Annotated in this window: 25 protein-coding genes; 5 read left to right on the plus strand and 20 right to left on the minus strand. The window is 70.9% G+C overall.

Annotated elements, in window-relative coordinates:
- Positions 1-16 precede the first annotated feature (16 nt).
- The 4 genes from ACWGKQ_RS19730 to ACWGKQ_RS19745 form a co-directional block, all read right to left on the minus strand.
- Positions 17-673 carry a GntR family transcriptional regulator gene (locus ACWGKQ_RS19730; RefSeq protein WP_453293206.1) on the minus strand — a complete coding sequence of 219 codons (657 nt, stop codon included), beginning with the start codon at positions 671-673 and terminating at the stop codon, positions 17-19.
- Positions 674-778: 105 nt separating this feature from the next.
- Positions 779-2,374: a TROVE domain-containing protein gene (locus ACWGKQ_RS19735; RefSeq protein ID WP_453293207.1), complete on the minus strand. Its 1,596-nt coding sequence runs from the start codon at positions 2,372-2,374 to the stop codon at positions 779-781.
- A 443-nt stretch (positions 2,375-2,817) separates the two neighbouring features.
- Positions 2,818-4,269, minus strand: a complete 1,452-nt coding sequence (locus ACWGKQ_RS19740) for an alkaline phosphatase PhoX (RefSeq protein WP_453293208.1) — start codon at positions 4,267-4,269, stop codon at positions 2,818-2,820.
- 507 nt (positions 4,270-4,776) lie between these two features.
- Positions 4,777-6,207: a hypothetical protein gene (locus tag ACWGKQ_RS19745; RefSeq protein WP_453293209.1), complete on the minus strand. Its 1,431-nt coding sequence runs from the start codon at positions 6,205-6,207 to the stop codon at positions 4,777-4,779.
- Positions 6,208-6,547: 340 nt separating this feature from the next.
- Here ACWGKQ_RS19745 and ACWGKQ_RS19750 point away from each other — a divergent pair, with 340 nt between their 5' ends.
- A complete protein-coding gene (locus ACWGKQ_RS19750; RefSeq protein WP_453293210.1) occupies positions 6,548-8,374 on the plus strand; it encodes an endonuclease/exonuclease/phosphatase family protein in 1,827 nt (608 codons plus the stop codon).
- A gap of 71 nt (positions 8,375-8,445) precedes the next feature.
- On the opposite strand, the gene ACWGKQ_RS19755 is transcribed toward ACWGKQ_RS19750, so the two are convergent.
- From ACWGKQ_RS19755 to ACWGKQ_RS19765, 3 genes are all read right to left on the minus strand, one after another.
- Positions 8,446-9,183 (minus strand): SRPBCC family protein, encoded by a 738-nt coding sequence (locus ACWGKQ_RS19755; RefSeq protein ID WP_453293211.1) that lies wholly within the window; start codon positions 9,181-9,183, stop codon positions 8,446-8,448.
- A 12-nt stretch (positions 9,184-9,195) separates the two neighbouring features.
- Positions 9,196-9,828 carry an ArsR/SmtB family transcription factor gene (locus ACWGKQ_RS19760; protein ID WP_453293212.1) on the minus strand — a complete coding sequence of 211 codons (633 nt, stop codon included), beginning with the start codon at positions 9,826-9,828 and terminating at the stop codon, positions 9,196-9,198.
- Between the two features lie 84 nt (positions 9,829-9,912).
- Positions 9,913-10,395: a DUF3618 domain-containing protein gene (locus ACWGKQ_RS19765; protein ID WP_453293213.1), complete on the minus strand. Its 483-nt coding sequence runs from the start codon at positions 10,393-10,395 to the stop codon at positions 9,913-9,915.
- 232 nt (positions 10,396-10,627) lie between these two features.
- Between ACWGKQ_RS19765 and dapA the strand changes: the two genes are divergently transcribed.
- Positions 10,628-11,539 carry a 4-hydroxy-tetrahydrodipicolinate synthase gene (dapA, locus tag ACWGKQ_RS19770; protein ID WP_453293214.1) on the plus strand — a complete coding sequence of 304 codons (912 nt, stop codon included), beginning with the start codon at positions 10,628-10,630 and terminating at the stop codon, positions 11,537-11,539.
- Here the strand turns inward: dapA and ACWGKQ_RS19775 are convergent, their stop codons facing one another.
- Together ACWGKQ_RS19775 and ACWGKQ_RS19780 are read right to left on the minus strand one after the other, a co-directional pair.
- Positions 11,540-12,757, minus strand: a complete 1,218-nt coding sequence (locus ACWGKQ_RS19775) for a WD40 repeat domain-containing protein (RefSeq protein WP_453293215.1) — start codon at positions 12,755-12,757, stop codon at positions 11,540-11,542.
- On the minus strand, positions 12,754-13,314 hold the full coding sequence (locus ACWGKQ_RS19780; protein ID WP_453293216.1) for a SigE family RNA polymerase sigma factor: 561 nt from the start codon (positions 13,312-13,314) through the stop codon (positions 12,754-12,756). The genes ACWGKQ_RS19775 and ACWGKQ_RS19780 overlap by 4 nt, the downstream gene beginning before the upstream one ends.
- 140 nt (positions 13,315-13,454) lie before the next feature.
- Between ACWGKQ_RS19780 and ACWGKQ_RS19785 the strand changes: the two genes are divergently transcribed.
- Positions 13,455-13,982 (plus strand): hypothetical protein, encoded by a 528-nt coding sequence (locus tag ACWGKQ_RS19785; RefSeq protein ID WP_453293217.1) that lies wholly within the window; start codon positions 13,455-13,457, stop codon positions 13,980-13,982.
- Between the two features lie 226 nt (positions 13,983-14,208).
- The gene (locus tag ACWGKQ_RS19790) at positions 14,209-17,463 is read left to right on the plus strand and encodes a discoidin domain-containing protein (protein WP_453293218.1); all 3,255 of its coding nucleotides are present in this window, start codon (positions 14,209-14,211) and stop codon (positions 17,461-17,463) included.
- A 62-nt stretch (positions 17,464-17,525) separates the two neighbouring features.
- Here ACWGKQ_RS19790 and dapD read toward each other — a convergent pair whose 3' ends face one another.
- From dapD to ACWGKQ_RS19815, 5 genes are all read right to left on the minus strand, one after another.
- Positions 17,526-18,515: a 2,3,4,5-tetrahydropyridine-2,6-dicarboxylate N-succinyltransferase gene (dapD, locus tag ACWGKQ_RS19795; protein WP_453293219.1), complete on the minus strand. Its 990-nt coding sequence runs from the start codon at positions 18,513-18,515 to the stop codon at positions 17,526-17,528.
- A 129-nt stretch (positions 18,516-18,644) separates the two neighbouring features.
- On the minus strand, positions 18,645-19,628 hold the full coding sequence (locus ACWGKQ_RS19800; protein ID WP_453293220.1) for a CU044_5270 family protein: 984 nt from the start codon (positions 19,626-19,628) through the stop codon (positions 18,645-18,647).
- A gap of 2 nt (positions 19,629-19,630) precedes the next feature.
- A complete protein-coding gene (locus ACWGKQ_RS19805) occupies positions 19,631-20,236 on the minus strand; it encodes an RNA polymerase sigma factor (RefSeq protein WP_453293221.1) in 606 nt (201 codons plus the stop codon).
- A 118-nt stretch (positions 20,237-20,354) separates the two neighbouring features.
- Entirely contained in the window at positions 20,355-20,891 is a 537-nt protein-coding gene (locus ACWGKQ_RS19810) for a TetR/AcrR family transcriptional regulator (RefSeq protein ID WP_453293222.1), read from the minus strand.
- A complete protein-coding gene (locus ACWGKQ_RS19815; RefSeq protein ID WP_453293223.1) occupies positions 20,891-21,211 on the minus strand; it encodes a DMT family transporter in 321 nt (106 codons plus the stop codon). The genes ACWGKQ_RS19810 and ACWGKQ_RS19815 overlap by 1 nt, the downstream gene beginning before the upstream one ends.
- A 269-nt stretch (positions 21,212-21,480) precedes the next feature.
- Here ACWGKQ_RS19815 and ACWGKQ_RS19820 point away from each other — a divergent pair, with 269 nt between their 5' ends.
- The gene (locus ACWGKQ_RS19820; protein WP_453293224.1) at positions 21,481-22,344 is read left to right on the plus strand and encodes an AbfB domain-containing protein; all 864 of its coding nucleotides are present in this window, start codon (positions 21,481-21,483) and stop codon (positions 22,342-22,344) included.
- 59 nt (positions 22,345-22,403) lie between these two features.
- Here the strand turns inward: ACWGKQ_RS19820 and ACWGKQ_RS19825 are convergent, their stop codons facing one another.
- Genes ACWGKQ_RS19825 through sufD form a run of 6 tightly spaced genes read right to left on the minus strand, consistent with a single transcriptional unit; the run spans position 22,404 to position 26,754 of the window.
- The gene (locus ACWGKQ_RS19825) at positions 22,404-22,736 is read right to left on the minus strand and encodes a metal-sulfur cluster assembly factor (protein WP_037743875.1); all 333 of its coding nucleotides are present in this window, start codon (positions 22,734-22,736) and stop codon (positions 22,404-22,406) included.
- Positions 22,733-23,200, minus strand: coding sequence for a Fe-S cluster assembly sulfur transfer protein SufU (sufU, locus tag ACWGKQ_RS19830; protein WP_453293225.1), 468 nt, complete (start codon positions 23,198-23,200; stop codon positions 22,733-22,735). Before sufU ends, ACWGKQ_RS19825 begins: the two co-directional genes overlap by 4 nt.
- An 18-nt stretch (positions 23,201-23,218) precedes the next feature.
- Entirely contained in the window at positions 23,219-24,475 is a 1,257-nt protein-coding gene (locus ACWGKQ_RS19835) for a cysteine desulfurase (RefSeq protein ID WP_453293226.1), read from the minus strand.
- Positions 24,472-25,236 carry a Fe-S cluster assembly ATPase SufC gene (gene sufC / locus ACWGKQ_RS19840; protein ID WP_089100904.1) on the minus strand — a complete coding sequence of 255 codons (765 nt, stop codon included), beginning with the start codon at positions 25,234-25,236 and terminating at the stop codon, positions 24,472-24,474. Before sufC ends, ACWGKQ_RS19835 begins: the two co-directional genes overlap by 4 nt.
- 7 nt (positions 25,237-25,243) lie before the next feature.
- Positions 25,244-25,573 carry a non-heme iron oxygenase ferredoxin subunit gene (locus ACWGKQ_RS19845; RefSeq protein WP_453293227.1) on the minus strand — a complete coding sequence of 110 codons (330 nt, stop codon included), beginning with the start codon at positions 25,571-25,573 and terminating at the stop codon, positions 25,244-25,246.
- Entirely contained in the window at positions 25,570-26,754 is a 1,185-nt protein-coding gene (sufD, locus tag ACWGKQ_RS19850; protein ID WP_453293228.1) for a Fe-S cluster assembly protein SufD, read from the minus strand. Before sufD ends, ACWGKQ_RS19845 begins: the two co-directional genes overlap by 4 nt.
- Positions 26,755-26,758: the final 4 nt, after the last annotated feature.

Consider the following 26,758-nt stretch of genomic DNA (forward strand, 5'->3'; position numbering starts at 1 on the left):
CCTCCTGGTGGCGTGGTCAGTCGGTGGTGTCGGCGTCGGCCAGGTCGGACAGGGTGCGCCAGATGTCGGCGGTGACCTGGACCGCCGTCTCCGTGTCGCCGGCCGCGCACGCCTCGATGAGCCGTTCGTGCAGGCCGGCCGAGCGGCAGGAGCCGCCCTCGCCGAAGCGGCGGCGCTCCAGGCGGCGGATGAGGGGGGTGTAGCGGGCGACCGTGGCGGCGGCCGCCCGGTTGCCGGCCACCCGGACCAGTACGTCGTGCAGGTCGTCGTCGGCGCGCAGGGCCTCGTCCACGTCGCCCGCCTGTACGGCGCCGGCGAAGCGGACGTTGGACACGCGCATCTCGTCCAGGTCCGAGTCCCGCAGCCGGGGTACGGCGGCCCGGGTGACCAGTTCGTGCATGGCGCCGACCACGGCCGCCGCGTCCCGTACCTCGGCGGCCACGACCGGGGTGACCCGGGTGTAGCTCTGCGGTTTGCTCTCCAGGAGCCCCTCGTCGACGAGGCGCGCGAACGCCTCCCGCACGGGCGCCCGGGACAGCCCGAGCCGCTCCGCGAGCTCGGCGTCGCGCACCACCGCGCCGGGTTCGAGGTCCCCGGCGACGATGGCGTCCCGGATCGCGGCGTAGGCACGGTCGCGGAGCAGGGTGCGGGGGACGGGTCGCAGGGCTTCCATAACTGAAATGTTAGATATCAATCACGGGCGGAGACAAGAACCCCGGCACACGAAATGTGGCCCGCACCCCCCGTGAAGGTGCGGGCCACGCTCATCGGCCGGCGGTCAGGCCGTCGCCGCCGCCTCCCACGGCCAGTCGGCGTCCTGGGCCGCCTCCAGCAGCGGGACCATCCGGAAGGCCACGTCGGAGAGACCGCCGAAGGTGTGCCGGTTCCCCTTGCCGGACGGGCCGTGGCCCACCCGGTAGCCGGCCAGGTTCCAGGTGTAGACCGGGATGTGCGCCGGGACCTGCTGGGTCGGGTCGCCGTGCCGGTGGTACGCGTACTGCTCGTCGGTGACGATCAGCACCCGGTCCTGTCCCCGGTAGTGGGAGCGGATCGCCGAGGTGGTGTCGGTGCCGCCCAGATCGCCGAAGCGGTCCAGGATCCTCAGCACCGACTCGCCCCGCTCGAAGGGCAGCCGCCTGCTCGTCGTACCGAACTCGACGAGGTCCGCGTCCGCCGCCCGCAGCGCGAGCGCCGTCCCGAAGATCGCCGCCGCGTCGGCCCGGTTGAGCTCCGAGCGCTCGGACAGCCGCGAGTAGAACATCGAACCCGAACGGTCCACGAGCACCAGCGTCCGCCCCGGCAGCGCGGGCACGTTGGCCAGCGAGTGGCCGAGCGCCTGCTCCAGCGGGTACGACCAGCGCAGCGACGGCGCGTGCCGGTACGCGGCGAGGTACCGGAACGGGAACTGCCGCGACCGCGCCACCTCCGCCGGGTCGCTGATCCGGGCCGCGACCTGCGCGGCGACCTCGTCGCAGACGCCGGCCTCGTCGAAGTTCCGCAGGTTGCGGACGAGCGCCATGGTCCCCATGGACGGGATGACCGCCTCCCACGCGGCCTTGTCCATCGGTCCCTGGAGCCAGCCGGCCAGCGCCTCCCAGGTGAGGCCGGCCGCCGCGAGCCGCTCGGCGCCGCCGGGCTCGGTGACGACCGCCCGCCGCCGTGCGACGGGCAGCGCCATCAGCGCCCGGTGCGCGCCGAGCACCGGGCTCGACGCGGGCGGCACGGCGGAGTCGGGGTTGTGCCGCCGGTCCAGCGCGTACTGGAACAGCTCGCCCTGCCACGGCTTGTCCGGGTCCGGCGCCGCGTGCACCAGGTTGAGGATGTCGCCGAAGCGGTATCCCTTGGACGCGGTGTCGTACTTGAGCAGCGACTTGCCGTGGTAGAGCCGTCGTACGGCGTCGGCGATCCCCCGCTTGACGGGCTTGGGGATGGCGCGACCGTACGTGGCCGTCCAGTAGGCGAGCAGTTCGCCGGGCTCGTCGGGCCGCTGGAGCACGGAGGCGACGACCTGACGGTTCGAGGGGCCGTCGGTGGCTCCCTCGGTCAGGCGTGCGTGCACGTACTCGGCGGCGCCCACGATCGAGGCGGTCCGCATGTTGCCGGCGCCGCGGAGCCAGCCGAGCAGACCGGCCGTCCACGCGGGGTCGGCGACGGCGAGCTCACGCACGAGCGCGGCGAACCGGTCGTCGCGGTCCGCGCCGGACTCGTAGAAGGTCTGCTGCGAGACGAAGTTGGCGACGGCGAGCAGAAAGAGCTCGGACCGCGCGTCCCGCTCCCGGCCGCGGCCGCCCTCGTAGGTACGGAGCACGCGTCCGGTGGAGGTGACCCGCGAAGTGGGCTGCGCCCGGGCCGCCTTGGTGTTGAATCGCGCCATGGTGAATTCCCCCCGAATTCATTGGAGTTTCGGAGGAGGCGCAGCAGAAGGAGGGGGTCCGAGTTCGGGAATCGGCGACGGACTTTAGTCAGATGCTCTGCCCATTGAGCTACATCGGCCCTGAGCCGATGACGGGAGTCGAACCCGCAGCCTTCTGATCCCAATGAAGTAACCGCTGCCTGCGCACCGGACACCCACCATGAGCTGCGCCTCCCGAGATCAAGAACACACGCACCGGGAGGTGCATGAAGTTTTCGGTGTCCAGAGATCGAAGTCGGCGGAACCGACGTAGGTGCTCTAACCCCTGAGCTACACCGGCGCGTTGTACCGGTGGCGGGACTCGAACCCGCGGCCGCCCCATTATCAGTGGAAGTAGGTCCTGCCTTCGCACCTGGACATGCATAACCTTAGGAGGCGGGCCGCGGGCCGAGCGAGTGAATTAATTATCCGCGCTGCTGACGCTTCCAGGGCCCCGTGATCGCGAGCATGATGCCCGGGGTCTGGATGTTGGCGTACAGGGTCCGGCCGTCGGGCGAGAAGGTGACGCCGGTGAACTCGCTGTACTCGGGCCCGTCCGCGGTGCCGATGTTCAGTTCGTTGCGGGCGATGGGGTAGGTACGGCCGCTGTCGGTGGCGCCGAACAGGTGCTGGAGGCCCTCGCCGTCCTCGGCGATGACGAGACCGCCGTACGGGGAGACGGTGATGTTGTCCGGGCCGTCGAGGTTGCCCTCCACGGACGGGTCCGGGTTGACGCCGATGCGGACCTTGAGGGTGAGGGTGCGGCGCTTGGGGTCGTAGAACCACACCGAGCCGTCGTGCTGGACGGGGCTCTCCGCGCGGGCGTACGAGGAGACGATGTACACGCCGCCGTCGCCCCACCACATGCCCTCCAGCTTGCGGGCGCGGGTGACCTGGCCGGTGCCGAACTGCTTGCGGACTGACGTCGTCCGCGCGTCGCGGTCCGGGACGTCCACCCAGTCGACGCCGTAGACCGTGCCGATCTTCGTGGCCCGGGAGAGGTCGTCGACGAACTGGCCGCCGGAGTCGAAGCACTTGAACGCCTGGAGCGTGCCGGCGTCGTCGGCGAGGGTGCGCAGCTTGCCGCGGCCGTGGTGGAAGTCCTCGGGCGGGGTCCAGCGGTAGAGCAGGCCGTTCGGGTTGGAGGCGTCCTCCGTCAGGTACAGGTGGCCGCGCCTGGGGTCGACGACGACGGCCTCGTGGGCGTAACGGCCCAGCGCCTTCACGGGCTTGGGGCTGCGGTTGGCCCGGCGGTCCTCGGGGTCGACCTCGAAGACGTAGCCGTGGTCCTTGGTGAAGCCGTTGGTGCCGGCCTTGTCCTCGGTCTCCTCGCAGGTCAGCCAGGTGTCCCACGGGGTGTTGCCGCCCGCGCAGTTGGTGGCGGTACCGGCGATGCCGACCCACTCGGCGACGTGCCCGCCGGGGCGGACCTCGACGACGGTGCAGCCACCGGCGGCGGCCGGGTCGTAGACGAGCCCCTCGGTGAGCGGGACGGGGTACTTCCAGTTGGCGCGGGGGCCGGCCAGCTCGTGGTTGTTGACGAGGAGGGTGGCACCGCGCGGGCCGTCGAAGGTGGAGGTGCCGTCGTGGTTGGAGGGGGTGAACTCGCCCGACTCCAGCTTGGTCCTGCCGCTGTACGTGATGACGCGGTACTTGAAGCCGGCGGGGAGCGCGAGGATGCCGTCGGGGTCGGGCAGCAGCGGTCCGTAGCCGACGCCGCCGGGCCCGTGCCCGTGCGTGGCCTCGGCCTCGGCCTCGGTCTCGGTGGCGGCGAGGGCGTTCGGGGCGGTGGCGAGGGCGCCGACGCTGCCCGCCAGCGCGACACCGGCACCGGTGATCGCGGATTTCGTGGCGAAGTCCCTGCGGGTGAGCGACATGGTGTCTCCTGTGACGGTCGGTGTGCCGTGGAGGGTGGCGGACCTCAACTCGGCGCACACGCTCCCGTCCACCCCTGAACACCGGTTGAACACAGGGCGACATCGAAGCCGTCTGTTCCATGAATCCGTAAGGGCCGCACCATGCCGGCCAAAAGTCCCACCCAAGAACACACCGCAGGGGTCAACGTTTTCCCCCGCCCGCGGGATGGGGTTCACCGACAGCCACACCACTCCCGGGACCCGAACTCCCTCCCGGCACACCGCCCTTCCCCACCGCTCGGCCTCCCCCTCGCCATCTGAGATCTCTTCGCCATCTGAGATCTCTTCCCGCCGCAACGGCGCCCGGCCCACGCGGCGACACCCGGCGGTGCCGGACCACCCGCACGCCCCCACCACGCGCCCATCAACGGCCCGCGGCCTGATCTTTTTTCCCGCCGCAACGGCGCCCAGCCCGAACGGCGGTGCCCGGCGGTGCCGGAACCGGGCGCACCGCCGCCGCTTCGGCCCCTACCCCCCGTGCTGCGACCGTGCCTTGAAGGCCGCCTTGCGGGCCTCCTTGGCCACCTTCTTGTCCGGATGGAGGCGGCCCATCGCCTCCAGGACGTCGGCGGTGTCCGGGTGGCCCACCCGCCACGCCTCGGCGAAGAACCCGCCGTGCTGCTGGGCCAGGCCCTCCACCAGCGCCTGCAGTTCCTCCGAGTTCCCTTCGGCGGCCAGCTGCGCAGCCACCGTGTCGATGGTCAGCCAGAAGATCATGTCCTGGGAGGGCGCCGGCACGTCCGCGGCGCCGCTCTCGACCAGCCAGACCCTCGCCAGGCCGCCCAGCTCGGGGTCGTCGAGGACCTCGCGGAGGGCCGGTTCGGCCTCGGCGCCGAGCAGCGACAGCGCCTGCTGGCAGCGCAGCCGCCGCAGCGGGGCGCCCGCGTCCGCACCGCGCGCGGCGGCCAGCAGCTCCCGGGCGGCGGTGAGGGACTCCCGGCGGGCCAGCCACTGCTCGGTCTCGGCCTGCGCAGCCCCCTGCGGAAACGCGGCCGTACCGTCGAGCAGCGCGTCCGCGCCCTTGTCGGCGAGCTCCCCGACCGCCGGCGCCTCGAACCCGGCCTCCAGCAGCCGTGCCCGCAGCCCGTACGCACCGAGCGGGGTGAGCCGCACCATGCCGTAGCGGGAGACGTCGGCCTCGTCGACCGGCCCCGCCGCCGGCTCCTCCTCCGCGTCGGCCATCAGCGCCTCGTCGACCGGCTGGTACTCGACGAGCCCGACCGGCTCGAGCAGCCGGAACTGGTCGTCGAGCCGCATCATCGCGTCGGAGACCTGTTCGAGGACGTCGTTGGTCGGCTCCCCCATGTCGCTGGGCACGATCATCGACGCGGCGAGCGCGGGCAGCGGCACCGGCGCATCGCCGGGACCGCCCTCGCTCACGGTCAGCAGGTACAGGTTGCCGAGGACGCCGTCGAGGAAGTCCGCCTCCGCCTCGGGGTCCCAGCCGAGTGACGAGAAATCGACCTCGCCGCCCTCGTCGAGCGCGTCGACAATTCCGTCCAGGTCGGGCACGCTCGCGTCGGCGATCACGGTCTCCAGCGCGGCCTGCCACACCGCGAGGACGTCGTGCGGCGAGCCCCCGGTGAGCAGCGCCAGCTCCTCCCCCGCCGCCACCGTGCCGGCCTCCTCGTCGGCGATCTCCACGAGTCCGGCGTCCAGGGCGACCCGCCAGGCCTCACCGGCGTGGGCGGCGGCGTCGTCCCCGGTGAGTCCGAGCGCCTCGGCGGCGGCCGGGAGCTGCTCCTCGACCAGCTCGCCACCTGCGTCCACGCGGGTGTCGGGACCGGCCCAGCGGGCGAGCCGGACGGCCCGGGTGAGCAACGGCGTGGACAGCGCGGCGTGCGCCAGCTCCGCTTCGGAACGCAACCGCACCGGGGGCAGGGGGGCGCTGTCAGACATCTGCTGGTTCTCCTCGGACGCCTCAACGGTCGTACGGCGACATGGACACCGTATCGACGGCCGTACGACCACCTGGACGCCGTACGGCTCAGCCGCTCAGCCTAGACGGATTTCCACCCATGCCGCCCGGTTCATCTACCCGCCCGGCTCCGTGCATGGCTGAAACCTTGACAACTGCCTTGATCAGGCAGGAGATTGACGCGCGTAGAAAACGGGGGACAACTGTTCACTCGGTATCTACGCGTGTCACATCCGCGCTACATGGCATACATGAACGTGTCATGAACGCTCCATAAACCGCCCTTGTCCCGGCGCTTCCGATGTCCCCGGAGGGATTCCCTTGCCGAGCAGGTCTTCCGCGCGTCTTGCCGCGCTCACCGTCGCCGCCGTCTGCAGCGCGGCGTCCACCGTCGCCCTCACCTCGCCCGCCCAGGCCGACGGGCTGCGTATCCATGACATCCAGGGCACCACGCGTACCTCGCCGTACGCCGGCCAGAAGGTGACGGACGTCCCCGGCATCGTCACGGGCACGCGCACCTACGGCTCCTCCAGAGGTTTCTGGATCCAGGATCCGACTCCGGACGACAATCCGGCCACCAGCGAGGGCGTCTTCGTCTTCACCAGCTCCACCCCGAAGGTCGCGGTCGGCGACTCCGTCACGGTCACCGGCACGGTCTCCGAGTACGTCCCGGGCGGCGCCACCACCGGCAACCAGTCGCTGACCGAGATCACCAAGCCGACGGTCACCACCGTCTCCACCGGCAACGCGGTCCCGGCGCCGGTCGTGATCGACAAGAAGTCGGTGCCGAGCGCGTACACCTCGGAGGGCGACACGGCCGCCGGCGGTTCGGTCAACGGCCTGACCCTGCAGCCGAAGAAGTACGCCCTGGACTACTACGAGTCCCTTGAGGGCATGAACGTCCAGGTCAAGGACGCCCGCGTGATCACCGCGACCGACCCGTACGCCGAGCTGTGGGTCACGGTGAAGCCGCACGAGAACCGCACCAACCGCGGCGGCTCGCTGTACCGCTCCTACCGCGACCAGAACACCGGCCGCCTCCAGATCCAGTCCCTCGGCTCCACCGCCGACTTCCCGGTGGCGAACGTCGGCGACACCCTGACCGGTGCCACGACCGGCCCGATGGACTACAACCAGTTCGGCGGCTACACCCTCGTGGCGAGCCGACTGGGCACCCTGAAGAGCGGTGGCCTGCAGCGCGAGACGACGAAGAAGCAGTCGCACGGCCAGCTGGCGGTGGCGACCTACAACGTCGAGAACCTCGACCCCTCCGACGGCACCTTCGCCGCGCACGCGTCCGCGATCGTGAACAACCTCCAGTCGCCCGACATCGTGTCCCTGGAGGAGATCCAGGACAACAACGGCGCGACGGACGACGGCACGGTCGCCGCCGACGTGACGGTCAACAAGCTGATCGACGCGATCGTCGCGGCCGGCGGTCCGAAGTACCAGTGGCGCTCCATCAACCCGGTCAACGACCAGGACGGCGGCGAGCCCGGCGGCAACATCCGCCAGGTCTTCCTGTTCAACCCGGAGCGGGTCTCCTTCGTCGACCGCGCGGGCGGCGACTCCACCACCGCGGTGGGCGTCACCAAGGTGCACGGCACAGCGCAGCTGACGGCCTCCCCCGGCCGTGTCGCCCCGGCGGACTCCGCCTGGACGACCAGCCGCAAGCCGCTCGCCGGTGAGTTCGTCTTCCAGGGCAAGACGGTCTTCGTGATCGCCAACCACCTGAACTCCAAGGGCGGCGACCAGGGGCTGACCTCGCAGTACCAGCCGGTGGTGCGCAGTTCGGAGACCCAGCGCCACGCGCAGGCGACGCTGGTCAACGCGTTCGTCAGGAACATCCTCGACGTCCAGAAGGACGCCGAGGTCATCGCGCTCGGCGACATGAACGACTTCGACTTCTCCGGCACCACCAAGATCCTGGAGAGCCACGGCGCGCTCTGGTCGGCGATCCAGTCGCTGCCGACGAAGGAGCGCTACACCTACGACTACCAGGGCAACGAGCAGGTCCTGGACCAGATCCTGATCAGCAAGCAGATCCGCGGCAAGGGCGACTTCCAGTACGACAGCGTGCACATCAACTCGGAGTTCCACGACCAGATCAGCGACCACGACCCGCAGGTGCTGCGCTTCCACCCCTGAGAGCCCTGAGAGCCCTGAGGGCCCCGACGGCCTGACGGTCTGACGTCTGAGGGCCCTGAGTCCGGCCGGGTTCAGGACTGGCTGTACACCCCGTTCAGCCAGTCCTGCCAGCCGGTCTCGTTCGCCTCGGCGTCGGCGTCCGGCGCGAAGTCGTGGATGCTGATGCCGACCGGGGCACCCCAGTGGTTGCGCCCGAAGAACCGGATGAGGGCGTCGTCGGTGCGCAGTCCGACGAAGTACGGGTCGCGGTAGTCGACCACCGCGTCCAGGGCCCGCCCGCCGGGCCCCCGCACGCTCGCCTTCGCGCCCGCGGCCAGGTCGTCCGGCAGGCCGAGGGCGCGGCCCACGGCGGTGAAGGCGTCCGGCGCCTGGGACGCCTCCGGCCCGTTCAGCTGGGCGAAGCTCACCGCGCGGGGCGCGAAGTGGGTGAGGTACTCGCGCAGGGTGTGCAGGTAGAAGTCGGTGTGCCGGTTCGCGCCGTCGTACTGGTTTTCCCAGTCGTCGGTGAAGATCCCGCTGTGCACATAGCGCACCCAGGCGCGGCGGCCGCCGTCGCGCTCCTCGATGACGTGCTCCAGCTGGTTGGCGCTCTGGGTCGGAAAGCCGACGTCCTCGCTGCGGGTGACCAGGTGGTGCGGCGGGTCGTAGGCGGTGACGACGGAGCCGAAGGCCGCCGTACCGCCCACCCGGGGCTCGGGCGGCTGCATCGGCCACAGATAGCCGCCGGTCCCGTTGGTGATCGCCTCCCAGACCTCTCCGGGCGTGGCATCGACCTCGAACTCACGGGCGATCTCGAATTCCTTGGACATGGGGGCTCCTGCTCAGCTTTCGATTGCGGGCCGGGTCTCGTCCCCGGCATCGGTCCGGGGCTCGTCCTTGACCGTGGGATGGAGGGCCACGACGATCCGGTGGTCCCGGCCGTCCTCCGCTCCGGGTGCGTCGTACTTGCTGATGAGCGCGCTCACGCCCGCCGTCAGCTCCTGTACGAAGGCCGCGCGGTCGGCGGCCGAGGCGAAGCGGACCTCGCCGTCCAGCGCGTAGGTCGCCAGCCGTTTGCGGGCCTTGGCGGCCCCGCTGACCAGCATGCCGACATCGCGCACCAGACGCGCGCCGAGGGCGAGCAGCCAGCGCGCGGAGAGCTGGTCGCGGAACCGGTCCGGGTCCGGCTGCACGGCGGGCAGCGCGGCCGGTGAGATGACGTACGACGCGGCGGTCGCGCGCATCAGCCGCTCGGTGACATTGCCCTTGCGCCGCTCGCCGGCCAGCTCGACCAGGCCGTGCCGCTCCAGTGCCTTCAGGTGGTAGTTCACCTTCTGCCGGGGCAGCCCGACCCGGCCGGCCAGCATCGCGGCCGACGCGGGCGCGCCGGCCAGTTCGGCGAGCAGCCTGGCCCGTACGGGGTCCAGGGACACGGCCGCGGCCTCGGGGTCCTCGATCACGGTGACGTCCAACATGGCTCCACCGTCTCACCGAAAACTTTTTTTGTCCAGACGACTGGAGTTTTCGGTGAGACGGTGGAGCGGAGCCCTCCGCGGACCTCAGTGGCGACGGCTCCGGCGCAGCACGCCCGCCGTCACAGCGGCGACGGCGGCGGCGACGGCGCCCGCGATGAGCGCCGCCCGCGGGTGACGCCCGACGGCCGCGACGGCCCGGCGCGCGGGCTGCGGCGCACCGTCCCCGGCCGCATGCCCCGCCTCGGCGGCCTTCTCCGACACCAGATGCCCGGCCTGTCCCGCCCGTTCCTGCACGATGTGCCCGGCCCGGAGTGCCCGTTCCTGGAGCACGTGCCCCGCCTTGACCACCTGTTCCTGCGCCGTGTGGCCGCCCCGCACCGCGCGGCTCCGGGCCTGGTGGCCGGCTCCGCTCGCGCCTTCGCGCAGATGCACGGTCAGTGCGCCGGCCTTGTCCTTGAGGCCGGCGGTGCAGGCCTGCGTGCGGCCGCCGAGGCCGGCCCTGGCCGCCCACGCGTGCGCGGTGCCGGTCAGCCGGGCCCCCGTTCCGCGTGCGGTCTTCTTCGTCATCGTTGCCGCCCCTCCTGGTCTCGTCGGCGTCAGCTCTGCTTGCTGACTGACCTTCCGAGTACCCCGGTCGGGCGCGCTCAGCCCTGCCCCCGATGTCCGGCGGTGCACAACAGCGCCTCGGCGACCTCGCGTCCGCGCACACCCCCGAGCAACCGACGACTTAGCATTACTAAGACATACCCGGTAGAAAATTTAAGTAGAGCTAAGCTGTCGTGCGGCCGAGACTACCCCCATGACGAACCCACGCGAGACCGCACGCCCGCCCCGCCCCTTCGGCCGCACCCTCTGCGCGATGGTCACCCCCTTCACCGACACGGGGGCGCTCGACCTCGACGGTGCCCGGCGGCTGGCCGCGCATCTGGTGGCGGAGGGCTGCGACGGTCTGGTGCTGAACGGCACCACCGGCGAGTCGCCGACCACGTCCGACGCCGAGAAGGCCGAGCTGATCACGGCCGTCCGGGAGGCGGTGGGCGAGCGGGTGCCGCTCGTGGCGGGCGTGGGCACCGCGGACACCCTGCACACCGTCGAGCTCACGCTCGCGGCCGAGAAGGCGGGCGCGGACGGGGTGCTGGTGGTGTCGCCGTACTACAGCAGGCCGCCGCAGGACGCGCTGGAGGCACACTTCCTGGAGGTGGCCGAGGCGAGCGGGCTGCCGCTGATGCTGTACGACATCCCGGGCCGCACCGGCACCCGGATCGAGCCGGAGACGATGGTCCGGCTCGCCGCCCACCCCCGGATCGTGGCCGTGAAGGACTGCTCGTACGACTTCCTCGGCATCCAGAAGGTGCTGGCGCGCACGGACCTGGCGTACTTCGCGGGCTGCGACGAGCACATCCTCGCCCTGTACGCGGTGGGCGCGGCCGGCTGTGTGAGCACGGTGGCCAATGTCGTCCCCGCCCGGGTCGCCGCGATCCTGGACGCGTTCGACGCGGGCGACACCGCCCGCGCGGCCGGACTCCAGCTGGAGGCCACGCCGTTGATCGAGGCGATGACGGCCGCGGGGCTGCCGGGCACGGTCACGGCGAAGGCGCTGCTGGCCGGGCTCGGCCTGCCGGCGGGCCCGGTACGGGCACCGCTGCGTCCCGCCGGCCGGGAGGCGGCCGACGGGCTGCGGGGGGTGTACGCGGGGCTCGAGGCCTGCTGATCAGCGGCGGGCGAAGACGGGCTGCCACGCCTTCAGCTCGTCGAACATCTGCTTCTGGACCCCGCTCAGCGGCACGACCCTGTCGCTGCCGATCGTCACCAGCACCAGCCGGGCCCGGTACAGCTCGTCCAGCTTGCTGGCCCGCTCCCAGGCGATGAGCCGCCGGTCGTCGGCCCAGGCGAGCAGGTCGCCGCCGCGGACCTTGGTGATCTCCTTGCCGGTGCGGGGATCACGGATCGAGGAGTACGACTTCCCGGGGGCGACCTCCTTCGTCAGGCCGAGCGCGGCGAGCCGCCCGTTCGGGGAAAGCCGGGCGCCGACGTCCGTCCGCAGGTACCGCTCGTTCGCCGGGGCCGCGATCTCGCCGCCGTCGAGGCCGTAGAACTGCTGCGTCCCGTCCCGGCTGCCGATGATCTGCGCGTACACCTGATCGCCGGTGCGGCTGTAGGAGAAGTCCGCGCGCGTGGGGGTGGCGCGGTCGGACGCGACCCCGGTCCAGGCGCCCTTGCCGGAGGTCACGTCGATGTCGTAGAAGCCGGTCCGGGTCGACGTGGCGAACGCGGGCCCCCACTCCCAGCCGCCCTTGAGGTTCTGGACCTTGCCGCGCACATCGGGGTTGTCGTCGTACGTCGTCGCCAGGAGCCGGGTCCCGTCGTACGAGAAGGCGAGTCCGCCGACGCCGTGCTCGACCGGGATCCACCGCTCGACCTTCCTCGTCGCGAGGTCGAGCAGGCCGATCCGGCGGACGGGCAGGGTCTGCTCCAGCACGGCGGCCGTGCGCAGGCCCGGCGCGACGGCGACGAAGGACCACCGGGAGTCCTTCACGTACCTGCCGGTCGTCCGGTCGAGCAGCCAGTAGGTGCGTACGCCGATGCCCCGGTCGTCGGTCTGCGGCACGGTCCGCCAGGTGTAGTACGCGGCGAGCGCCGTCTGCCCGGCGGCGATCAGCTCGCGCGGCGGCGACTGATCCGGGTGGCCGGTGATCCCGTTCCGCCCGACGACCCCGGACGGGCGCACATCGCTCTTCCCGGAGTCCAGCACCGGCACCGCCACCGCGACGGCGACCACGGCGGCCGTCGCGGCGGCCACGGCGGCGAACCTGCGGCTACGGCGGCGCCGGCGCACGGCCAGTACCCGGTCGGCGAATCCCGGTCGGGCCGGCGGCTGTTCGGCCGCCTGTTCACGCAGTACGTCTCGTACCAGTTCCTCGACGTTCACGGCCGCACCTCCACGGGCGAGTAGTCACGGGACGGCGGCTGGTCGCGGCCGGTCTCCGGGGCGAGGGCGGCCAGTTCGGGCGCGAGTGTGCGCAGCCGGGCCAGGGAGCGGTGGGCGGTGGACCGTACGGTGCCGACGGAGCAGCCGAGCAGCCGGGCCACGTCGGCCTCCGGCAGGTCCTCGAAGTAGCGCAGGACCAGGACGGTGCGCTGGCGGGCGGTGAGCCGGGACAGGGCCGCGCGCAGGACCAGGCGCAGCTCGGCGGTGGCGGCGGTGTCGGGGGCCGGCGGACTCTCCGGCGGTTCGGCGACGGTGAGTTCGCGCCGGCGCCACTTCAGCCGCCAGCGGCTGATCTGCTGCCGGTAGAGGACCTGCCGTACATAGGCCTCGGGCTCGTCGATGCGCTGCCAGCGGCCGGCTGCCTTGATCAGGGCGTTCTGCAGCAGGTCCTCGGCCGCGTGCCGGTCGCCGCCGGTCAGCAGCACGGCGGTCCTCAGCAGCGCCGAGGACCTGCTGTCCACGAACTCCCGGAAGCTCTCCTGCAGTTCCGCATCCATCGTCACCTTCTCTTCCCCCGGGCCCACCTGGTGTCCGGGCCCTGTACCCGTGGTGACGCGTGTGGAGCGGCGCCGCTATGCCTGCGCGGCGCGAGAATATTCTCCGGTGCTCCGCGCGCCCGCTGCCCTACGTTGGTCCCGTGAGCCGCCCCCTGCTGTTCCTGGACGTCGACGGCCCCCTCAACCCGTACGCGGCAAAGCCCGAGCGACGCCCCGAGGGGTATACGACGATCCGGGCGACCGTCCGCCCGGGGCGCCCGCTGCGGGTGTGGCTGAACCCGTCGCACGGCCCGGCGCTGCTCGCCCTCGCTTACGAGCTGTGCTGGGCGACCACCTGGATGGCCGAGGCCAACCGCTGGATCGGCCCGGTCGTCGGCCTGCCCGAGCTGCCGTACGTCGACTTCGGCAAGGGTCTGCTCGCGGAGCGGCCGGACGGGGTGCACTGGAAGACCGAGGCGATCGTGGAGTACGCCGGGGGGCGGCCGTTCGCCTGGGTGGACGACGAGCAGAGCCCGGCGGACACCCGCTACGTCCGCGCCCACCATCCCGGCCCGGCCCTGCTGCACCACGTCGACCCCCGGATCGGGCTGCGGGAGCCCGACTTCGCGGCGCTGGCGGAGTTCAGGGCGGCGCTGTCCGGGACCGGTGGGCATCGTCAACTCCCCTGATCCACGGGTGACTTGCGCAAAAGGTTGACGCGGTCCTGGGCCGGGAGTAGAAAACCGTCGGTCGCGGGCGCTCCCCGCCGGGTCGCGCCTGCCGACCACCACTCCCCTGTACGGAACGCAGTGTTCTCGCACTCCGCAGTATCGGTTCTCCCCACCATCCGAACCGTAATCCGACAGGAGCGTGCACATGAGGGCTACCTCATGGGGCCTTTCTCTTCGTAAGCCTGTGCGCCGATCCCCACAGGGCATCATCCTCCTCTCGCTGACACTGATCGCCGCGGCGTTCCTCTCCTTGGTGACGCCCTCTGCCCACGCCGCCACACTGACGCTGCTCTCCCAGGGCAAGCAGGCCACCGCGTCCTCCGTGGAGAACGCCGCCTTCCCGGCCTCGGCCGCCTTCGACGGCGAAACGGGCACCCGCTGGTCCAGCGCGGCCTCCGACCCGCAGTGGGTCCAGGTCGACCTCGGGTCGAGCCAGGCCATCAGCCAGGTGGTGCTCGACTGGGAGACCGCCTATGCGAAGTCCTTCCAGATCCAGACGTCGACCGACGGCTCCACCTGGAACACCGTCTACACCACGACCACCGGTGCCGGCGGCAACCAGACCCTGACCGTCACCGGCACCGGCCGCTACGTGCGGATGTACGGCACCGCCAGGGCCACGCAGTACGGCTACTCGCTCTGGGAGTTCCAGGTCTACGGCGACACCGCGACGACGACCTGCGGGACGACCACGGCGGCGCTCGGCAAGCAGGCCACCGCGTCCTCCGTGGAGAACGCCGCCTTCCCGGCCTCGGCGGCCTTCGACGGCAACGCCGGCACCCGCTGGTCCAGCGCGGCCTCCGACCCGCAGTGGGTCCAGGTGGACCTGGGCTCCCCGCAGTCGCTCTGTGGCGCCCAGTTGAGCTGGGAGACGGCGTACGCGACGGCCTACCAGGTCCAGACGTCGACCGACGGCTCCACGTGGAACACCGTCTACTCCACGACGGCCGGCACGGGCGGGGTGGTGAATGTGTCCTTCACCGCCACCGCCCGCTATGTGCGGATGTACGGCACCGCCAGGGCCACGCAGTACGGCTACTCCCTGTGGGAGTTCACCGTGCTGACCCCCGGCGGCACCACCACTCCGCCGGGCGGCGGCGACGGCAACTGCCCGTGGGTGGGTTCGACCGCACCGGTCGCGACCCGGGTCTCGCAGGTGATGGCCCAGATGACCAACGCCCAGAAGGTGTCGATCCTGCACGGCAACAACAACGCGACGCCCTACATCGGCAACATCACCGGCATCCCGTCACTGTGCATCCCCGACATCGGGCTGCAGGACGGTCCGGCGGGTGTCGGTGACGGGCTCGGCGGTGTGACGCAGATGCCGTCCGGCAACGCGATGGCGGCGAGCTTCGACAACACCCTGGAGCAGCAGTACGGTGCCGCGATCGGTGCCGAGTTCGCGGGCAAGGGCGTGCAGGTGGCGCTCGGCCCGACGCTGAACATCGTGCGCGACCCGCGCTGGGGCCGTGCCTTCGAGACGTTCGGCGAGGACCCGTACCTGAACGGGCAGATGGCCGCCGCCGACATCCGGGGCATCCAGAGCCAGGGTGTGATGGCCGAGATGAAGCACGTGGCCGTCTACAACATCGAGAATCCGGCCGGCACCGTCGTGGTGGACAAGCGGACGCTGCAGGAGCTGTACCTGCCCGCCTTCCAGACCGCGGTCCAGCAGGGCTCACCGGCGGCGGCGATGTGCGCGTACAGCGTCGTCAACAGCGTGCCCGCCTGCCAGAACCCGGACCTGATGAACACCGGCCTGTACCAGCAGGCGGGCTTCGGCGGCTTCATCACCAGTGACTGGGGCGGCACGCACTCCACCGTGGAGTCGGCCAACGCGGGCCTGACGGTGGAGATGCCCAACGGGTACTTCTACGCCGACTTCCTCGCCCAGGCGGTCGCCGCGGGCACGGTCAGCCAGAGCACACTGGACACGATGGTGAGCCGGCTGCTCACCCAGTTCTTCACGTTCGGGCTGTTCGACAAGGCGCCCAGCGGATCGACGGGCGCCACCGTCACCACCGCCGGTCACGTGGCGGTCGCACTCCAGGGCGCCGAAGAGGGCGCGGTGCTGCTGAAGAACAACGGGATCCTGCCGCTGTCCACCACGACCACCAGGTCGATCGCGGTGATCGGCTGGGACGGTGGCGCGGGCGTGCAGTCCATCGGCGGCGGCAGCGCCACGGTGACCAGCTCCGGCACGGTCTGGCCGATCACCGGCATCCAGAACCGGGTGGCCGGCACCGGTACCACCGTCACGTACAACGACGCGACCAACCTGGCCTCGGCGGTCACCCTCGCCCGCAGCTCCGATGTCGCGATCGTCTTCGCCAGCGACAACTACGGCAACGAGGAGCACGACACCACCACCCTCGACCTGCCCACCGTCGGGAGTGCGAACACCAACCAGAACGACATGATCACCCAGGTCGCCGCGGCCAACCCGAACACCGTCGTGGTGCTCAACGACAACTCGGCGATCAACATGCCCTGGCTGAACTCGGTCGCGGGCGTCTTCGAGGGCTTCTACCCCGGCCAGCAGATCGGCACGGCGATGGCGGCGCTGCTCTTCGGCGACGTCAACCCGTCGGGCAAGCTGCCGGTCACCTTCCCGAAGTCGCTCGCGGACGTGCCGGCCGGCACGGCGGCGCAGTGGCCGGGCACCAACGGCCAGGTGACGTACAGCGAGGGTCTGAACGTCGGCTACAAGTGGTACGACGCGAAGAACATCACCCCGTTGTTCCCGTTCGGCTTCGGCCTGTCGTACACCACCTTCGGCTACAGCAATCTGCAGGTGGGGGCGCTGTCCGGAAGCACCGCGACGGTGACGGCCACCGTCACCAACACCGGGACGAGAGCCGGTACGGATGTGGCGCAGCTGTACGTCGGCGATCCGGCGTCCACCGGCGAGCCGGTGCATCAGCTGCGCAACTACCAGCGGGTCACGCTCAACGCGGGCCAGGCGAAGACGATCAGCTTCACCGTCAGCACGCACGATCTGGCCTACTGGAACACCACGGCCGGCAACTGGACGACGGCCGCGGGCAACTACCAGATCCTGGTGGGCGACTCCTCCCGCAACCTGCCGCTGACCGGCACCCTCAACGTACCCGGCACCGTCAACGGAGCGGCGGCCGCGGCCACCGCATCCACCACCACGGCCACCTCCGCCAGGCCGCTCGCCGTGCCGAACCCGTACGGCATGAGCAGCCCGGTGGGCAAGGCGGTGAACTGGAGGTTCGACCCGACCGCCACCGGCATCACCTACACCGGTGCCGGCCTCCCGCCCGGCATCACCCTCGACCCGGCAGGTGGGTTCACGGGCTCAGCGACCAGAGCCGGCAGCTACACGGTGACGGTCACCGCGAAGAACGCGACCGGTTCCACCGGCTCCGCGACCTTCGTCTGGACCGCGACCCGAGCCCATAGCCGCTGACGGCTCAGCAGCGGTTCGGGGCGAGGAGCGAGGAGGCGGCCGCACGTCGCGGCCGCCTCCGGTCAGTTGTGGCTGTGCAGGATCTCGTTCAGGCCGCCCCAGACCGCGTTGTTCGGGCGGGCCTCGACGGCGCCGGAGACCGAGTTGCGGCGGAAGAGGATGTTGGAGGCGCCGTTCAGCTCGCGGGCCTTGACGATCTGGCCGTCGGGCATGGTGACGCGGGTGCCCGCGGTGACGTAGAGGCCGGCCTCGACCACGCACTCGTCGCCGAGGGCGATGCCGACGCCCGCCTCGGCGCCGATCAGGCAGCGCTCGCCGATGGAGATGATGACGTTGCCGCCGCCGGACAGGGTGCCCATGGTGGAGGCGCCGCCGCCGATGTCCGAGCCGTCGCCGACCACGACACCGGCCGAGATCCGGCCCTCGACCATCGAGGTGCCGAGGGTGCCGGCGTTGAAGTTGACGAAGCCCTCGTGCATGACGGTGGTGCCCTCGGAGAGGTGCGCGCCGAGGCGGACCCGGTCGGCGTCGGCGATCCGCACGCCCTTCGGGGCGACGTAGTCCGTCATCCGCGGGAACTTGTCGACGGAGGTCACCTGGAGGTGCAGGCCCTCGGCGCGGGCGTTCAGCCGCACCTTCTCGACGTCGTCGACGGCGACCGGGCCGAGGGAGGTCCAGGCGACGTTGGCGAGGAAGCCGAACTGGCCCTCCAGGCTCAGGCCGTGCGGCTTGACCAGGCGGTGCGAGAGCAGGTGCAGACGCAGGTAGACGTCGTGCGCGTCGACCGGCTTCTCGTCGATCGAGGCGATGACCGTACGGACCGCGACGACCTCGACGTTGCGGCGGGGGTCCGGGCCGATCGCCTGGGCCGCACCCTCGCCGAGGAGTTCCACGGCCTGCTCGGCGGAGAGCGTCTCGGTACCGGCCGGGCCGGGCTCGGCGACCAGCTCGGGAGCCGGGAACCAGGTGTCGAGAACGGTGCCGTCGGCGGCGATGGTGGCGAGGCCGGCGGCCACGGCGCCGGTGGTGCGAGGAGCAGTCGTGTCGGTCATGAGGGCAACCTAACCGGCCGGGGGCCGGGGAGGCGAACCAGCGTGCGGGGCGTCTCGGGAGGCGGACCGTGAAGATCCGCCGGGCGGCCCGCACTCCCCTGCGGCGCGGGCCGCCCGGGATCCGGGGGGTCAGGGTCGCTCGCCGGCCTTGTCCACCACCGCGGTCGTGATCCGTTCGTTCGCGTCGGCGACCTTGCCGTCCACGACCGTGCACCAGCCCACGACGTGGTAGGTCCGCGGGTCGATCAGCGTCTGTTCGGCCATCCTGGCCTTGCCGTCGGCCTTGCGCGGGTGCAGGTCGATGCCGACGCCGGCGACGTCGTGGGTCAGGGCGACGACCTTGCGGCCGGTGACCGTGTCGACCAGGTGGCCGGTGATCCTCTGGTCGGGCAGGAGCGCTAGGGCGCGGTACAGAGAGGCCAGCCCCGCGGGCGGCACGAGGTCGGCCTGGAGGAGGGCGCTGATCTCGGCGTAGTCGTTCCACGCCTTGGCTCCGGGGCCCACTTCGGTGTCCTCGACGGCGTTCCTCTCACGGAGCGCCCGCAGCGTCCCCTCGCCGTCGGCCGGCAGTGCGGCCATGAATCGGTACACCTCACGCGGCGAGTCGTAGTCGGTCGGCCCCAGGCTGCTGGCACGTCCCTGGCTGATCGTGATTCCTGGATCGCCGACCGCCGGGTGCTTGGCCCGCTGTTCGCCGTCGTAACGGGTCCAGTCCTCTGACGAGGGTTCCGCGTCATCAGGATCCCTCGCCATGGTCGTGTAGATCCACTGCTTCCCGGTGGGCTCGGTGCCCGCCGGCTGCTTGTCCAGCGCGTCGGCAGCCCGTTCCAGGAAGTCGTGCGCACTCATCCCCTTCAGGTCGATGTCCGGCGCCGCGGGCTGCACCCTGCGTCCCCTGCTGGTCCCGCCCGCCAGCAGGGCGGCGGTGAGGGCGACGGCGGTCACCACGGCGACGACCGCGACGATCACGAAATCCCGCCGCTGCCACCGGGCCCGGCGCCGCTCCCCGGCCCGTACCGCGTCGGTGAGCCGGGCGCGCCCCGCCGCCAGCCGTGCCCGGTCCGGCACCGGCGCGTCGGCGCGCAGCGCGCGCACCTCGGTCATCTCGTCCATCGCTATGCCACCTCCGCGGTGTCGCCCACGAACGCCGGATCGGCGCCCAGTGCCGTACGCACCTTGCGCCGCGCCCGGTTGAGCCGGGAGCGGACGGTGCCGACGGGAATGTCCAGCGCCTCGGCGACCTCCTGGTAGGTGAGGTCGGCCCAGGCGACGAGCAGCAGGACGTGCCGGTCGGCCGCCGTCAGCGCGGCGAGGGCGCCGGCGAGCGGGCCCTGGGCGTCGATCCGGCTGTCGGTGTCCTCGACCCAGGACTCGCTCCAGGACGCGGCGACCGGGTCGTGCCCGGTGCGGGCCAGCGCCCTGAGGGCCCGCACCTCGGCCCGGCGCTGCTTGCCGATCAGGTTGCCCGCGATGCCGTACAGCCACGGGCGCGCGTTGGGGCGTGCGAGGTCGTAGCGGGAGCGGATCCGGAAGGCGACGAGGAAGGTGTCCGCGGTGATGTCGTCGGCGATGGTGTCGCCGAGCCTGCGCGCCGCGTACCGGTGGATGTCCGGCGCGTAGCGGTCGTAGAGCCGGGCGAAGAACTCCGGTTGTTCCAGTGACTGGGCGACGATGTCCGCGTCGTCCCCCGCCTGTGCCGTGGCCGGCGGTGGTCCGCTCACGAGGGCTCCACCTGGTCGGTCGGTGCGTGCGTGTCACCCCCTGTTCCCCGATGCCCGCCGGAGGGTTCACGGTGATCCGGCCGGGCCGGCGGGGAGGGCGGCGGCGGACGCGTTCCGCTCAGGGAATCACGCGCCCCAGGACCTCCCGCGCGTACCCCTCGTCGTACGGCGTCCCCGTCAGCAGCACCTGGAGGCAGATGCCGTCCATCAGCGCGACCAGCGCCCGCGCCGTGACCGGGTCGGTGCGGTGGGCGAGCCGTTCGGCGAGGTCGTCGGCCCACTCGGCGGCGACGGGGCGCAGGGCCGGGCGGCGCAGGGCGGCCAGGTAGAGCTCGTACTCCAGTTCCACGGCGGTACGGTCACCGCTCAGCCAGTCGCCGAGGATCCCGGCGAGGGCGGCGGCGAGGTCCGCCGAGGAGTCGTCCAGGTCTCCGTATGCGGCGACCGCCTTGGCGAAGCCCTCGTTCGCCTGCCGCAGCGCGGCGACCATCAGCTCGTCGAGGGTCTTGAAGTGGTACGTGGTGGAGCCGAGCGGGACATCGGCCTCGGCGGCGACGGTCCGATGACTCAGCCCCGCGAGCCCCTTCTCGCCGACGACCCGGATCGCCGCCTCGATGATCCGCTGCCGGCGCTCGGGGTCGTAGCGGCGGGGCATCAGTGCGCGCCTCCCAGGTTCAGGACCACCACGCCGCCGACGATCAGCAGGATCCCGGCCACCTTGACCAGGGTCAGCGCCTCTCCGAACAGCAGCAGTCCCAGCACGGCGATGGCGGCGGTGCCGACCCCGGACCAGATCGCGTACGCCGTGCCGATCGACACGGTCTTCAGCGTCTCGGCCAGCAGCAGGAACGAGACGACGTATCCCAGTGCCGTCAGCAGCGTCGGCCAGAGTCTGCTGAAGCCGTCCGCGTACTTCATCGCCGTCGTGGCGGCGACCTCGGCGGCTATGGCGCCGGCGAGCGTCAGATATCCCATGTGTACGAGTGTACGCAACGATGTGTACGCCTGTACACAACAGCGCCGACAAGCCTGCCCCGGAAGGGAATCGAGAGCGGCGTTCGAACCCCCGCGCGCCACAGGAAGATGTTTAATTCTCATAGAAACCGCTAGCTGAAACGGCTCCCCGCGGCCCCGCGACTCCACTAGTGTGTGCACCTCTGTGATCCATCATTGCTTCACAGTTCACCCACCCCACCTTCACACCCCCGGCTGCCGCTGCCTTGGCGCCGCTGGAGGAAACGCGCATGCCAGAAATAACCCCCCAACCCCCTCCACGTCCCCCCTGGGAGAACGACTGGACCCCCGACACGTCCCGGGCTCCGGGCACCCGAAGGCTCTGGCTGGCGGGCACGCTGGCCGTCGCCACCGTCGTCGCCTGCGTCACGGCGATAGCCGTCAGCCACAACGCCCCTGACAGGACGTCATCGGCTGGTCCCACGGCGTCCGCCCACACCGACAACGGCCCCGGTCTGCTCTCCTTCGCCTCGCCGTCGGCATCGGATACGGCCGCCCCGCCCAAGGGCACGTCGGAGATGTCGGCGACCTCGCCGACCGCATCCACGTCCGCGTCCGGCACGGCGACGGCCACCGCACCCGGCACCGGTCCGAAAAGCTCGCCGTCCAGCACGAAGCCGTCCAAGTCCTCGCCCACCAAAGGCAGTTCGGGAGGCTCGGCGCAACAGCCCAGCACCACCCAGAAGTCGGTCCGCTCGGTCAACTACCCGGACCGCTACTGGCATGTGAGCGACGGCTTCGTGAAGCTGGACGCGCCACGCGGCTCGGAGTCCCGTGCGGACTCCACGTTCACCGTGGTCAAGGGCCTGTCGAACAGCTCCTGCTACTCGTTCAGGACGTCCGGCGGAAAGTACCTGCGGCACCGCAACTTCCTGCTGCGCGCCGACCGCAACGACGGCTCGTCCCTGTTCAGGCAGGACGCCACCTTCTGCGCCCGGACCTCGTCCTACTCGGGCGCGGTCATGCTGGAGTCGGTGAACTACCCCGGCCGCTACCTGCGCCACCAGAGCTTCCAGCTGAAGCTGAACCCGTACCAGAACAGCGATCTGTTCCGTGCGGACTCCGCTTTCCGGCTGGTGGACCCGCTGGCCTGAGCACACGCACGCGAAAGCGGCGGCACCTCGAAGGTGCCGCCGCTTTCGCGTGTCCGGTCTCAGACGTTGAACCCGAGCGCCCGCAACTGCTCGCGGCCGTCGTCGGTGATCTTGTCGGGGCCCCACGGGGGCATCCAGACCCAGTTGATGCGCAGTTCGTTGACGAGGCCGTCCGTGGCGGACTTGGCCTGGTCCTCGATGACATCGGTCAGCGGGCAGGCCGCCGAGGTCAGGGTCATGTCGATCGTCGCGATGTTCGCGTCGTCGATGTGGATGCCGTAGATCAGGCCCAGGTTGACGACGTCGATGCCCAGCTCGGGGTCGACGACGTCGTACAGCGCCTCGCGGAGTTCTTCCTCCGAGGCCGGCTTCATCTCAACGGTCTCGCTCATGCCGTCTTCCTTTCGGCGTCGGCGCCACCCAGCGCCTGGGCCGTCGCGTCCTTCCACGCCATCCAGCTCAGGAGGGCGCACTTGACCCGGGCCGGGTACTTGGAGACCCCCGCGAACGCGACCGCGTCCTCCAGGACCTCCTCCATCGCGTCGTCGGGCTCCAGCCGGCCCTTGGACTGCATCAGCTCCAGGAAGGTCTCCTGGATCTTCTGCGCGTGCGCCAGGTCCTTGCCGACGAGGAGGTCGTTCAGCACGGAGGCGGAGGCCTGGCTGATGGAGCAGCCCTGGCCCTCGTACGAGACGTCCCTGATCGTCGTACCGTCGTACTTCACTCGGAGGGTGATCTCGTCGCCGCACGTCGGGTTCACATGGTGCACCTCGGCGTCGCCATCCCTCAGACCACGCCCGTGCGGGTGCTTGTAGTGGTCCAGGATGACTTCCTGGTACATCGAATCCAGCTTCACGGTCTCAGTTCACGCCCTTCAGCCGAAGAAGTTCCGTACGTGCTCCAGGCCCTCGACCAGAGCGTCGATCTCGGCCGGAGTGGAGTACAGATAGAACGACGCTCGCGTGGTCGCAGGAATTCCGTAGCGCAGGCAGACGGGTCGGGCGCAGTGGTGGCCGACCCGGACCGCGATGCCCTGCTCGTCGAGGACCTGGCCCACGTCGTGCGGGTGGATGTCCCCGAGGGTGAAGGAGATCGCGGCGCCCCGGTCCTCGGCCGTGGTGGGGCCGATGATCCTCAGGTCCGGGACCTGCTGGAGCCGCTGGACCGCGTACTCCGTCAGCGCGTGCTCATGGGCGAGGATCTTGTCCATGCCGATGGCGTTCAGGTAGTCGATCGCCGCGCCGAGGCCGACCGCCTGGGCGACCGGCGGGGTGCCCGCCTCGAACTTGTGCGGGGCCGGGGCGTACGTCGACGAGTGCATCGACACGGTCTCGATCATCTCGCCGCCACCGAGGAACGGCGGCAGGTCCTCCAGGAGCTCCTGACGGCCCCAGAGAACGCCGATGCCGGTCGGGCCGCACATCTTGTGGCCGGTGAAGGCCACGAAGTCGGCCTGCAGGGCCTGTACGTCCAGCGGCATGTGGGGGGCCGCCTGGGAGGCGTCGATGCAGACGAGGGCGCCGACCTCCTGGGCGCGGCGCACTATCGCCTCGACCGGGTTGACCGTGCCCAGGATGTTCGACACCAGCACGAAGGAGACGATCTTCGTCTTCTCGGTGATGATCTCGTCGATGTTGGACAGGTCGAGGCGGCCGTCGTCGGTGAGCCCGAACCACTTCAGCTTCGCGCCGGTGCGCTGCGCGAGCAGCTGCCACGGCACGATGTTGGAGTGGTGCTCCATCTCCGTGATGACGATCTCGGTCTCGTGGTCCACCCGGTAGGGCTCGTCGGCCCAGCCGAGCATGTTCGCCACGAGGTTCAGCGACTCGGAGGCGTTCTTGGTGAAGATCACCTCGTCGCGGCTGGGCGCGTTGACGAACTCGGCGACCTTGTCGCGCGCGCCCTCGTACATCGCCGTGGCCTCCTCGGCGAGCACATGCACACCGCGGTGGACGTTGGCGTTGTGGCGCTCGTAGTACTCACTGAGGGCGTCCAGTACCTGGCGCGGCTTCTGGCTGGTCGCCGCGTTGTCCAGGTACACGAGCTTCTTGCCGTCGTGGACCAGGCGGTCCAGGACGGGGAAGTCCTTGCGGATCGCCTCGGTGTCGAGGAGGCCCGGCAGTTGTGTCACGCGGATACGCCACCCTTCGTGTAAGCCTCGTAGCCCTCGTCCTCCAGCTTGTCGGCGAGCTCGGCGCCGCCGGACTCGACGATCCGGCCGGCGGAGAAGACGTGGACGAAGTCGGGCTTGATGTAGCGCAGGATGCGCGTGTAGTGCGTGATCAGCAGGGTGCCGACCTCGCCGGTCTCGCGGACGCGGTTGACGCCCTCGGAGACGATGCGAAGGGCGTCGACGTCGAGGCCGGAGTCGGTCTCGTCGAGGATCGCGATCTTCGGCTTGAGCAGTTCGAGCTGGAGGATCTCGTGGCGCTTCTTCTCGCCGCCGGAGAAGCCCTCGTTGACGTTGCGCTCGGCGAAGGAGGGGTCCATGGAGAGGCGCTCCATGGTCTCCTTGACCTCCTTCACCCAGGTGCGCAGCTTGGGGGCCTCGCCGCGGATGGCGGTGGCGGAGGTGCGCAGGAAGTTGGAGACCGAGACGCCGGGGACCTCGACCGGGTACTGCATCGCCAGGAACAGGCCCGCGCGGGCGCGCTCGTCGACGGACATCTCCAGGACGTCCTCGCCGTCGAGGGTGACCGTGCCGCCGGTGATCGTGTACTTCGGGTGACCCGCGAGGGAGTAGGCGAGGGTCGACTTGCCGGAGCCGTTGGGGCCCATGATGGCGTGCGTCTCGCCCTGCTTCACGGTGAGGTCGACGCCCTTGAGGATCTCCTTCGTGGCGTTGTCGGCCTCGACGGTGACGTGCAGGTCTCGGATTTCAAGCGTTGCCATGGGTGCCTCAGGACTCCTGGGTGAGGGAGACGAGCACGTCGTCCCCTTCGATCTTTACGGGGTAAACGGGGACGGGGCGGGTGGCCGGGAGGCCGGACGGCTTGCCGGTGCGCAGGTCGAAGCTGGAGCCGTGCAGCCAGCACTCGATCTGGCAGTCCTCCACCTCGCCCTCGGAGAGCGAGACGTTCGCGTGGGAGCAGATGTCGTAGATGGCGAACACCTCTCCCTCGGTGCGGACGACCGAGACCGGCGTGCCGTCGAGTTCCACCCGCTTCGGGGTGTCCTCCTCCAGCTCGCTCAGCCCGCAGGCGCGTACGAAAGCGGTCGGGGCTGTCATGCGACCGAGGCCTCCAGCTCCTCCTCGATCTTGGCGAGCAGGCGCTCCTCGATGTCGGCGACACCGATCTGCTGGACCAGCTCGGCGAAGAAGCCGCGGACCACCAGACGGCGGGCCTCGTGCTGCGGGATGCCGCGGGCCATCAGGTAGAAGAGCTGCTCGTCGTCGAAGCGGCCGGTGGCGGAGGCGTGGCCGGCGCCGACGATCTCGCCGGTCTCGATCTCCAGGTTCGGCACCGAGTCGACCCGCGCGCCGTCCGTGAGGACCAGGTTGCGGTTCATCTCGTAGGTGTCGGTGCCCTCGGCCTTGGCCTCGATGAGGACGTCACCGATCCAGACGGCGTGCGCGTCCTCGCCCTGGAGCGCGCCCTTGTAGGCGACGTTGGACTTGCAGTGCGGGGTGTTGTGGTCGACGAGGAGGCGGTGCTCCTGGTGCTGCCCGGCGTCGGTGAAGTACAGGCCGTACAGCTCGGCCTCGCCGCCGGTGCCGGCGTAGGCGACGCGCGGGTGCAGTCGTACGACGTCGCCGCCGAAGGTGACGACCACGGACTTGAAGCTGGCGTCCCGGCCGACGAGGGCGTTGTGCTGGGCCACGTGGACGGCCTTGTCGTCCCAGTCCTGGACGGAGACGACGGTCAGCTTGGCGCCGTCGCCCAGGACGTACTCGACGTTGGCGGCGGTGACCACGTCACCGGTGTGGTCGATGACGACGACGGCCTCGGCGAAGGCGCCCAGCTCGATGACCTGGTGGCCGAAGGCGACCCCGCCCTGGCCGTGCACGCTGATCCGGATCGGCTCGGTGAGCACCGTCTCCTTGGGGACGGTGACCACGCCGGCCTGCTCGAACGCGGAGTACGCCTGGGCGGCGACCCGGTCCACCGGGGCGCCGGCCCGGCCGAGCCGGGGGTCGTCGCGGCCGACCAGCTCGACGGTGACGCCCTCGGGGGCCTCCACCGCGACCTTCAGGCTGTCGCCGGACGCGACCGCCGTGCCGTCGTGCAGCCCGCGCAGGCGCTCCAGCGGGGTGAACCGCCACTCCTCCTCGCGGCCGTGCGGGACCGGGAAGTCCGCGACGTCGAAGGACGGGGGCGCGCTCATGCGCGTGGCGACGGTCGACTCGGCGGCCACCGCGATGGCGCCGGCGGTGGTGGAGCCCACCGGGGTGTTCTGAGCCTCAGCCATGGCT

This window comes from Streptomyces sp. NPDC054770 (assembly GCF_053611985.1).

What these genes read in the sequence shown, in the direction of transcription:
- ACWGKQ_RS19730 (WP_453293206.1), bottom strand. Translation starts at nt 673, where the DNA reads ATGGAAGCCCTGCGACCCGTCCCCCGCACCCTGCTCCGCGACCGTGCC.
- ACWGKQ_RS19735 (WP_453293207.1), bottom strand. Translation starts at nt 2,374, where the DNA reads ATGGCGCGATTCAACACCAAGGCGGCCCGGGCGCAGCCCACTTCGCGG.
- ACWGKQ_RS19740 (WP_453293208.1), bottom strand. Translation starts at nt 4,269, where the DNA reads ATGTCGCTCACCCGCAGGGACTTCGCCACGAAATCCGCGATCACCGGT.
- ACWGKQ_RS19745 (WP_453293209.1), bottom strand. Translation starts at nt 6,207, where the DNA reads ATGTCTGACAGCGCCCCCCTGCCCCCGGTGCGGTTGCGTTCCGAAGCG.
- ACWGKQ_RS19755 (WP_453293211.1), bottom strand. Translation starts at nt 9,183, where the DNA reads ATGTCCAAGGAATTCGAGATCGCCCGTGAGTTCGAGGTCGATGCCACG.
- ACWGKQ_RS19760 (WP_453293212.1), bottom strand. Translation starts at nt 9,828, where the DNA reads ATGTTGGACGTCACCGTGATCGAGGACCCCGAGGCCGCGGCCGTGTCC.
- ACWGKQ_RS19765 (WP_453293213.1), bottom strand. Translation starts at nt 10,395, where the DNA reads ATGACGAAGAAGACCGCACGCGGAACGGGGGCCCGGCTGACCGGCACC.
- dapA (WP_453293214.1), top strand. Translation starts at nt 10,628, where the DNA reads ATGACGAACCCACGCGAGACCGCACGCCCGCCCCGCCCCTTCGGCCGC.
- ACWGKQ_RS19780 (WP_453293216.1), bottom strand. Translation starts at nt 13,314, where the DNA reads ATGGATGCGGAACTGCAGGAGAGCTTCCGGGAGTTCGTGGACAGCAGG.
- dapD (WP_453293219.1), bottom strand. Translation starts at nt 18,515, where the DNA reads ATGACCGACACGACTGCTCCTCGCACCACCGGCGCCGTGGCCGCCGGC.
- ACWGKQ_RS19800 (WP_453293220.1), bottom strand. Translation starts at nt 19,628, where the DNA reads ATGGACGAGATGACCGAGGTGCGCGCGCTGCGCGCCGACGCGCCGGTG.
- ACWGKQ_RS19810 (WP_453293222.1), bottom strand. Translation starts at nt 20,891, where the DNA reads ATGCCCCGCCGCTACGACCCCGAGCGCCGGCAGCGGATCATCGAGGCG.
- ACWGKQ_RS19815 (WP_453293223.1), bottom strand. Translation starts at nt 21,211, where the DNA reads ATGGGATATCTGACGCTCGCCGGCGCCATAGCCGCCGAGGTCGCCGCC.
- ACWGKQ_RS19820 (WP_453293224.1), top strand. Translation starts at nt 21,481, where the DNA reads ATGCCAGAAATAACCCCCCAACCCCCTCCACGTCCCCCCTGGGAGAAC.
- ACWGKQ_RS19825 (WP_037743875.1), bottom strand. Translation starts at nt 22,736, where the DNA reads ATGAGCGAGACCGTTGAGATGAAGCCGGCCTCGGAGGAAGAACTCCGC.
- sufC (WP_089100904.1), bottom strand. Translation starts at nt 25,236, where the DNA reads ATGGCAACGCTTGAAATCCGAGACCTGCACGTCACCGTCGAGGCCGAC.
- ACWGKQ_RS19845 (WP_453293227.1), bottom strand. Translation starts at nt 25,573, where the DNA reads ATGACAGCCCCGACCGCTTTCGTACGCGCCTGCGGGCTGAGCGAGCTG.
- sufD (WP_453293228.1), bottom strand. Translation starts at nt 26,754, where the DNA reads ATGGCTGAGGCTCAGAACACCCCGGTGGGCTCCACCACCGCCGGCGCC.